The sequence below is a fragment of the Halomonas sp. genome (assembly GCF_031581305.1).
Classification (GTDB): Bacteria; Pseudomonadota; Gammaproteobacteria; order Pseudomonadales; family Halomonadaceae; genus Halomonas.
The window spans coordinates 20,508-27,477 of sequence record NZ_JAVLBC010000014.1 but is presented as its reverse complement, the minus strand read 5'-3'; the positions used below and the strand labels follow the sequence as shown (position 1 = coordinate 27,477).

6 protein-coding genes are annotated in these 6,970 nt (G+C 65.5%); all 6 read right to left on the bottom strand.

Translation table 11 applies throughout. The features are described 5' to 3' along the window. Window positions 1–538, bottom strand: a 538-nt coding sequence (locus RI841_RS02700; RefSeq protein WP_405000905.1) for an ABC transporter permease subunit, incomplete at its 3' end; no start/stop codon positions are given. Between the two features lie 6 nt (window positions 539–544). Then, entirely contained in the window at window positions 545–2,143 is a 1,599-nt protein-coding gene (urtB, locus tag RI841_RS02695) for an urea ABC transporter permease subunit UrtB (RefSeq protein ID WP_310704043.1), read from the bottom strand. Window positions 2,144–2,219: 76 nt separating this feature from the next. After that, the gene (gene urtA, locus RI841_RS02690) at window positions 2,220–3,542 is read right to left on the bottom strand and encodes an urea ABC transporter substrate-binding protein (protein WP_310704042.1); all 1,323 of its coding nucleotides are present in this window, start codon (window positions 3,540–3,542) and stop codon (window positions 2,220–2,222) included. Window positions 3,543–3,976: 434 nt separating this feature from the next. Then, the gene (locus RI841_RS02685) at window positions 3,977–4,363 is read right to left on the bottom strand and encodes a septal ring lytic transglycosylase RlpA family protein (protein WP_310704041.1); all 387 of its coding nucleotides are present in this window, start codon (window positions 4,361–4,363) and stop codon (window positions 3,977–3,979) included. A 49-nt stretch (window positions 4,364–4,412) separates the two neighbouring features. Then, window positions 4,413–5,294 (bottom strand): uroporphyrinogen-III C-methyltransferase, encoded by an 882-nt coding sequence (cobA, locus tag RI841_RS02680; RefSeq protein WP_310704040.1) that lies wholly within the window; start codon window positions 5,292–5,294, stop codon window positions 4,413–4,415. Between the two features lie 189 nt (window positions 5,295–5,483). After that, window positions 5,484–6,944 (bottom strand): sodium-dependent transporter, encoded by a 1,461-nt coding sequence (locus tag RI841_RS02675; protein WP_310704039.1) that lies wholly within the window; start codon window positions 6,942–6,944, stop codon window positions 5,484–5,486. Between the last annotated feature and the right edge of the window lie 26 nt (window positions 6,945–6,970).

Genomic DNA, 6,970 nt, shown 5'->3' with positions numbered 1-6,970 from the left:
TCTCGTTGCGGAAGAAGGCCAGCATCAGGGCAAAGGTCAGCGCCTGGGTGATGATCGACAAGTACACCCCGGTGACCCGCGAACGGAAGGCCAGGAAACCGAACACCAGGGCCAGCAGGCCTGGCGCCAGCAACACCATCAGGAAGGCGAACCAGGCCATATCGAAGCCCAGCCAGTACCAGGGCAGGCTCTCCCAATCGAGAAACACCATGAAATCCGGCAGTATCGGATCGCCATAGGTGCCCCGGTCGCCGATCTGGCGCATCAGGTACATGCCCATGGCGTAGCCGCCCAAGGCAAAGAAGGCGCCATGGCCCAGGCTCAGGATGCCGAGATAGCCCCACACCAGATCCACGGCCACCGCCAACAGGGCATAACTCAGGTACTTGCCGAGCAGCGTCACCGTGTAGGTGGAGACATGCAGCGGATGACCCACCGGCAGCGCGAGGTTGAGCAGCGTTACCATGGCCAGGGCGGCCAGCAGGAGGCTCAGGAAGAGGCGTGTCGAACGCTCACGAAAGGGTCGTGTCAGCCACATGATGGTCTAGCCCTCCGCCGCCCGGCCCTTCTGCGGAAAGAGTCCGCGGGGGCGCTTCTGGATGAACAGGATGATGAAGACGAGCACCAGGATCTTGGCCAGCACAGCGCCCGCCCAAGGCTCGAGGACCTGATTGATCACGCCCAGCGACAGCCCGGCCACCAGGGTGCCCCAGAGGTTACCGACACCGCCGAAGACCACCACCATGAAGGAGTCGATGATGTAGTTCTGGCCCAGGTTGGGCCCCACGTTGGTCAGCTGGGAGAGTGCCACGCCGGCAAGCCCCGCCACCCCCGACCCCAGGGCGAAGGTCATGATGTCCACGCGGGTCGCCCGGATGCCCATGGAACGGGCCATGGCGCGGTTCTGGGTCACGGCCCGCACCTCGAGGCCCAGCCGTGTGCGGCGCATCACCAGCATCAGGCCGGCAAACACCACCAGCGCGAAGCCCAGCACATAGAGGCGGTTGAGGGTCAGCGAAAGCCCCTCGTTGATCATGAGGGAGCCGCTCATCCACTCGGGGGTGACCACGGTACGGTTCAGCGGCGAGATCACGGTGCGCACCAGCTGCTGGAGGATCAGGCTGACACCGAAGGTGGCCAGCAGGGTCTCCAGCGGACGCCCCTTGAGGAACTGGATCACGCCCCGCTCGATGGCGATGCCGGCCACCGCCGCCACCAGGAATCCGGCGGGTATCGACAGCACCATCGCCAGGCCGGGCTGACTGGGCAGCAGCTGCTGCATGGCCCAGGTGGTGTAGGCGCCCAGCATGATCAGCTCGCCATGGGCCATGTTGATCACGCCCATGACACCGAAGGTGATGGCAAGACCAATCGCCGCCAGGACCAGCACCGAGCCCAACGAGAGGCCAAAGTAGAGCGTCTCGACCCCCCGATTGAGCTTCATCGTCTGCTCGATGTCGGCCAGGGCCGAGCTGGCGGCCTCAGCCAGCGCCGGATCGGCGCTGCGCGCGGCGGTGTTCAGGGCGGCCCTGACCCGACTGTTGAGGCTGCCCTGCAGCTCAGCCACGGCCTCGATGCTGCCCTGCTCGAGGCGATGGATGGCCAGGCCCTGCTGGAGCAGGCGGCGCACCTCGGCATCTTCCTCGGCGCGGATGACGGCCTCGAGTGGTTCGACCAGGCTGGCATCGACGTCACCGAGCAGAGCACGGGCGGCCTCACGGCGATCCCGGGTGTCAGTAACGTGCAGATCGAGCACCGCCAGCGCGCTCTGCAACTGGCCGCGCAGGGCGTTGTTGATGCCGAGTCGGTCAAGCTCGCGCCGCGACATCTCGCCGAGGGCCTCGCCGGTCAGGGCATCGGCCACCGGCCAGTCACGCCCCCGATTCTCGAGCACCACGACAAAGCGGCCCGTCTCCTTGTGCCGCTGCAGTTTGCCGCCCTGCAGCGCCTCCAGCCAGCCTCGGCTGCGCTTGTCGCCACTGGTGATGATGGCTTCGATGGCCTCGCTCATCTGGTGATAGGATGCGGCATCGAGGGACTCGAGGAGCGGCTGGCCGTCGTCATCCTGCGCACTGGCCGCCAACGGCAGCCAGGCCAGCAGGCACAGGGCCAGCATGCGCCCGAGACAGGGGGGGATCTTCATGGGGGATTCCTGAGAAGGTTCGTCGAGTGGCGTGTCACCACCACCGGGTCAGGGGCGACCCGGTGGAATACCGATCTTATTCTGCGGCGGTGGCCTCTTCCTGGGCCTCGCTGCCGCCGCAGCTCCCCTTGACGACGTTGTAGTTGCCGCATTCCATGGGTCCCCGCCAGTCGCTGATCAGGTCCCTGGAGCCTTCCAGGTAGTCGGACCAGGCATCGCCGGCCACGGTGGAGGGGGTCTCCCAGACGATGGAGAACTGGCCGTTGTCCTGGATCTCGCCGATCAGCACCGGCTTGGTGATGTGGTGGTTGGGCATCATCGCCGCGTAGCCACCGGTGAGGTTGGGGACGCTGACCCCGATGATGGCGTCCTTGACCGCATCGACCTCGGTGGTGCCGGCCTTGCGCACCGCCTCGGCCCACATGTTGAAGCCGATGTAGTGGGCTTCCATGGGATCATTGGTCACCGCCATCTCGTCGCCGGTGTATTCGATCCAGGCGTCGATGAAGTCATAGTTGGTGTCGGTGTCGACGCTCATGAAGTAGTTCCAGGCGGCGAGGTGCCCGACCAGCGGTGCGGTGTCGATGCCGGTGAGTTCCTGCTCGCCCACCGAGAAGGCCACCACCGGGATGTCGGCGGCGTCGATGCCCTGGTTGCCCAGTTCCCGATAGAAGGGCACGTTGGCGTCGCCGTTGATGGTGGAGACCACCGCGGTCTTCTTGCCCTCGCTGCCGAACGCCTTGATCTCGGAGACGATGTTCTGCCAGTCGGAATGACCGAAGGGCGTGTAGTTGATCATGATGTCCGCATCGAGGACCCCATGCCCCTTCAGGTAGGCCTCGAGGATCTTGTTGGTGGTGCGCGGGTAGACATAGTCGGTCCCGGCCAGCACCCAGCGCTCGACGCCCACCTCGTTCATCAGGTAGTTGACGGCGGGAATCGCCTGCTGGTTGGGCGCGGCGCCGGTGTAGAAGACGTTTTCGGAAGACTCCTCGCCCTCATACTGCACGGGGTAGAAAAGCAGGCCATTGAGCTCTTCGACCACCGGCAGCACCGACTTGCGCGACACCGAGGTCCAGTTGCCGAAGATGACGTCGACCTCCTGCTGCGCCAGCAGCTCGCGCGCCTTCTCGGCGAACAGCGGCCAGTCCGAGGCCGGGTCGACCACCACGGCCTCGAGTTCGCGACCCAGCAGGCCGCCCTTCTCGTTCTGCTGATCGATCAGCATCTCGACGGTGTCCTTGAGCACCGTCTCACTGATGGCCATGGTGCCGGAGAGGGAGTGCAGGATGCCCACCTTGATGGGGTCTTCCTGAGCCAGAGTGGGTGTGGCGAAGGCAGCGCTCAACAGCGGCACGGCCAGCCAGTGGGGAGTGCGATAGACGGATGACGGGATCATGGAATCTCCTTGCGATCGATATTGTTGTCGATGAGTCCAGCGAGGGAGGCCATCGCGGGATGCCTCTCTCAGCTGCCGCAAGGGATGTGCCAAAACGGCACGATGCCGGTTTTTAGCAATTATCTCAATCAATTGGGCGATAATACCCAGGCGGACCATTGCGCCCATGGGCAGCATTCTGGTGCAGGAGGGGGCGCCGCCCTGCCCCAGGATGGTCTTTCCCCTGGTGCAGCGCACCGTCGTGACGCAGGACGACCCACACGCAAAGCGGGGGCACCGGCTCAGCCGGTGCCCCCGCTGAGCAGTGGCGATGGTCGCGCGTGCCTGGCCAACATCACGCGCAAGGCGCTGCTGATACGATGGGAGCAGGAAGTCTCGCGCCGCGAGTCGCGGTGATCATCGACATGACGAGACTTCGCCCATCGGGCGTGGATTCACTGAACGAAGGAGAGTTCCACCGGGGCGGTACCGCGATGCAGCATGCCGAGGGCCTTGGCGGCACGCTTGGAGAGATCGATGATACGCCCCTTGGCATAGGGACCGCGGTCATTGATGAGCACCTCGACCTCGCGACCGTTGTCCTCACGGGTCACCACCACCTTGGTCCCGAACGGCAGAGAGGGATGGGCCGCCGTGAGGGCCTGCTGGTCGAAGGGTTCGCCGCTGGCCGTGGTGCGGCCCTGGAAGCGGTCGCTGTAGTAGGACGCGACACCCTGCTGGGTCTCTGCCGTCTTCTCGTGGGCCTGCCCCTTGCCGGCGCAGCCGGTCATCAGCAGACCCGCCATGCAGCAGGTCAGAATCAGGCGGGATCGACTCCCCATGCTGTCACCTCATGACGTACCGTGGTGCGCCGACGTTCGCGTCCAGCGATCAGGCGCCATGATCGATTGTTGACGGCGCAGGGTGCTTGCCCTGCAGCCAACCCGAACTCGTGGCTCGGTCCCGGTCGAACCAGGCCAGCCGGTCGTGCAATGTCACGACACCACCGACGATAATCAGGGTCGGCGGTCGAATAGTAACCACTTCGCCTGTCGGCGGCAACTCTTGCAGGGTGCCGACATGCACCCGCTGGCGTGCCGTGGTGCCCTGCTCGATCAAGGCCACGGGCGTCTCGGGGGCCAAACCATGGCGCTGAAGCTGCTCACCGATCAGTGCCAGGCTGCCCAGCCCCATGTAGAACACCAGCGTCTGGCCCGGGCCGGCCAGCGTGGGCCAGTCCAGGTCGCTGCTGCCATTGCGCAGGTGCCCGGTGACGAAACGCACCGACTGGGCATGATCGCGATGGGTCAGCGGAATGCCGGCATAGGCGGCACATCCCGAGGCCGCGGTGATGCCGGGAATCACCTCCACGCCAATGCCGGCCGCCACCAATGTCTCGAGCTCCTCGCCACCACGCCCGAAGATGAAGGGGTCGCCGCCCTTGAGCCGGACCACCCGCTTGCCGACCCGGGCCCAGTCGACCAGGGCCTGGTTGATGCCGTCCTGGGGCACACTGTGGCTCGAGCGCTCCTTGCCGACGTAGAACCGAGATGCCTGCGGGGCCGCCAGGGCGAGGATCTCGTCGCTGACCAGCCGATCATGCAGGATCACCTCGGCGTCCTGCAGGCGGCGCAGCGCCTTGATCGTCAGCAACTCGGGGTCGCCGGGACCGGCGCCCACCAGACTGACGCCACCGGAGGGAAAGGCCGAGCCGGTCGGCAACCTGACGCGCGCATCGAGCGGATCGCCATCGTGTTGAGGACCGACCTGCATATTCCAGTATCTCCAATAAAAAATACTTTATATGCATTATGGTAATTAAAAACCCCGCCACATGCCACTATCCCCTCGGCACAAGCCTATAACCGCGTGTCCGCCAATTGACGGGCGCCGAAGCCGCGCCAACGACGTCGCCCCCGCTGGGCGGGGGCGACGAGGGCACTGCTGGACGCTGGAACGACCTCAGGGACAGAGCACGCGGCGCAGGCGAGGGCTGGACAGCTCGCCGACCAGGGTGATCACCACCAGCACCGCCAGCAGCCAGGGCCAGTGAAGCGCGAACTCCAGCCGGGTGATCCCCAGGGCATCGACGAAGATCACCAGGATGCCCAACGGGCTCACGTAGCGAACCATGAACAGCCAGAGCGCATGCCAGCCGGCAGAGAGCCCGAGCTCCTCGCGGAAGGTCTCATTCTTGAGCACGAAACCGGCGAGCAGCACCATGCCCAGTCCGCCCAGCGGCATCATCCAGCGCGATGTCAGGTAGTCCAGCCAGTCGAAGAAGTGCTTGCCGGCCAGGGTCCAGTCAGCCCCGACATTGAACGACAGCATCGCCAGGGTGCTGACCAGCCACAGCACCATGCCGGTGCCCCAGGAGGCCGTGCGACGCGAGAGCCCCCTGTTGTCGGTGAGCCACGAAACCGTGGCCTCGACCATGGAGATCGACGAGGTCAGCGCCGCCATGGAGAGCATCACGAAGAACAGGATGCCGAACAGGGTCCCCATCGGCATGGCCTGGAAGGCCAGGGGCAGGCTCATGAAGATCAGCCCCGGCCCGCTGCTCGGGCTCATGCCGTTGGCGAAGATCACCGGGAAGATCGCCAGCCCCGCCATCAGCGCCACCAGAGTGTCGGCCAGCGCCACGGACAGCGTGGTGCGGGCGATGGAGGCTCGCGCCGGCAGGTAGCTGCCATAGGTGAGGATGGCCCCGGAGGCCAGGGAGAGGGTGAAGAAGGCATGCCCCAGGGCGGCCAGCATGCCCTCGCTGGAGAGGCTGCCGGCATCGAACGAGAACAGGAAACGAACCGCCTCGCCGAAGCCGCCGGAGAAGACCCCGTAGCCGATCAGGATCAGCAGCATCACCACCATGCCGGGCATCATCCAGCTCACGCTCTTCTCGATGCCCGACTGTACGCCCTTGCCGACGATCAGCATGGTCGCCACCGTGACCAGCGTGCTCCAGGCCCCCAGGTTCAGGGGGCTTTCGTTGTTGGCGCCGAAGATCGCCGCCATCTCCTCGACGCTGGAGGCGGCCAGGCCACCGCTCAGCATCTTCCACAGATAGGAGAAGGACCAGCCGGCCACCACCACATAGAACGACAGAATCAGGAAGCCACACAGCATGCCCATCCAGCCCAGCAGTGACCAGGCCGAGCCGCGACCCGACTCGCGGACCACGCGACGGATGGCATCGATGGGACTCCCGCGGCCGCGGCGCCCGAGGGCGATCTCGGTCATCATCACCGGCACCCCCATGGCCAGAATGCAGGCCAGGTAGACCAGCACGAAGGCCCCGCCACCGAACTCGCCGGTGATATAGGGGAATTTCCAGATGTTACCCAGGCCCACCGCGGAGCCGGTCGCCGCCAGGATGAAGCCCCAGCGGCCGAGCCACTGGGTTCGGGATTGCGGATGCGTTGTCATAGCACACCAGGGGTCACGGACGTTGT

Coding starts and splice junctions, on each gene's coding strand:
- urtB (WP_310704043.1), bottom strand. CDS start 2,143: ATGAAGATCCCCCCCTGTCTCGGGCGCATGCTGGCCCTGTGCCTGCTG.
- urtA (WP_310704042.1), bottom strand. CDS start 3,542: ATGATCCCGTCATCCGTCTATCGCACTCCCCACTGGCTGGCCGTGCCG.
- RI841_RS02685 (WP_310704041.1), bottom strand. CDS start 4,363: ATGGGGAGTCGATCCCGCCTGATTCTGACCTGCTGCATGGCGGGTCTG.
- cobA (WP_310704040.1), bottom strand. CDS start 5,294: ATGCAGGTCGGTCCTCAACACGATGGCGATCCGCTCGATGCGCGCGTC.
- RI841_RS02675 (WP_310704039.1), bottom strand. CDS start 6,944: ATGACAACGCATCCGCAATCCCGAACCCAGTGGCTCGGCCGCTGGGGC.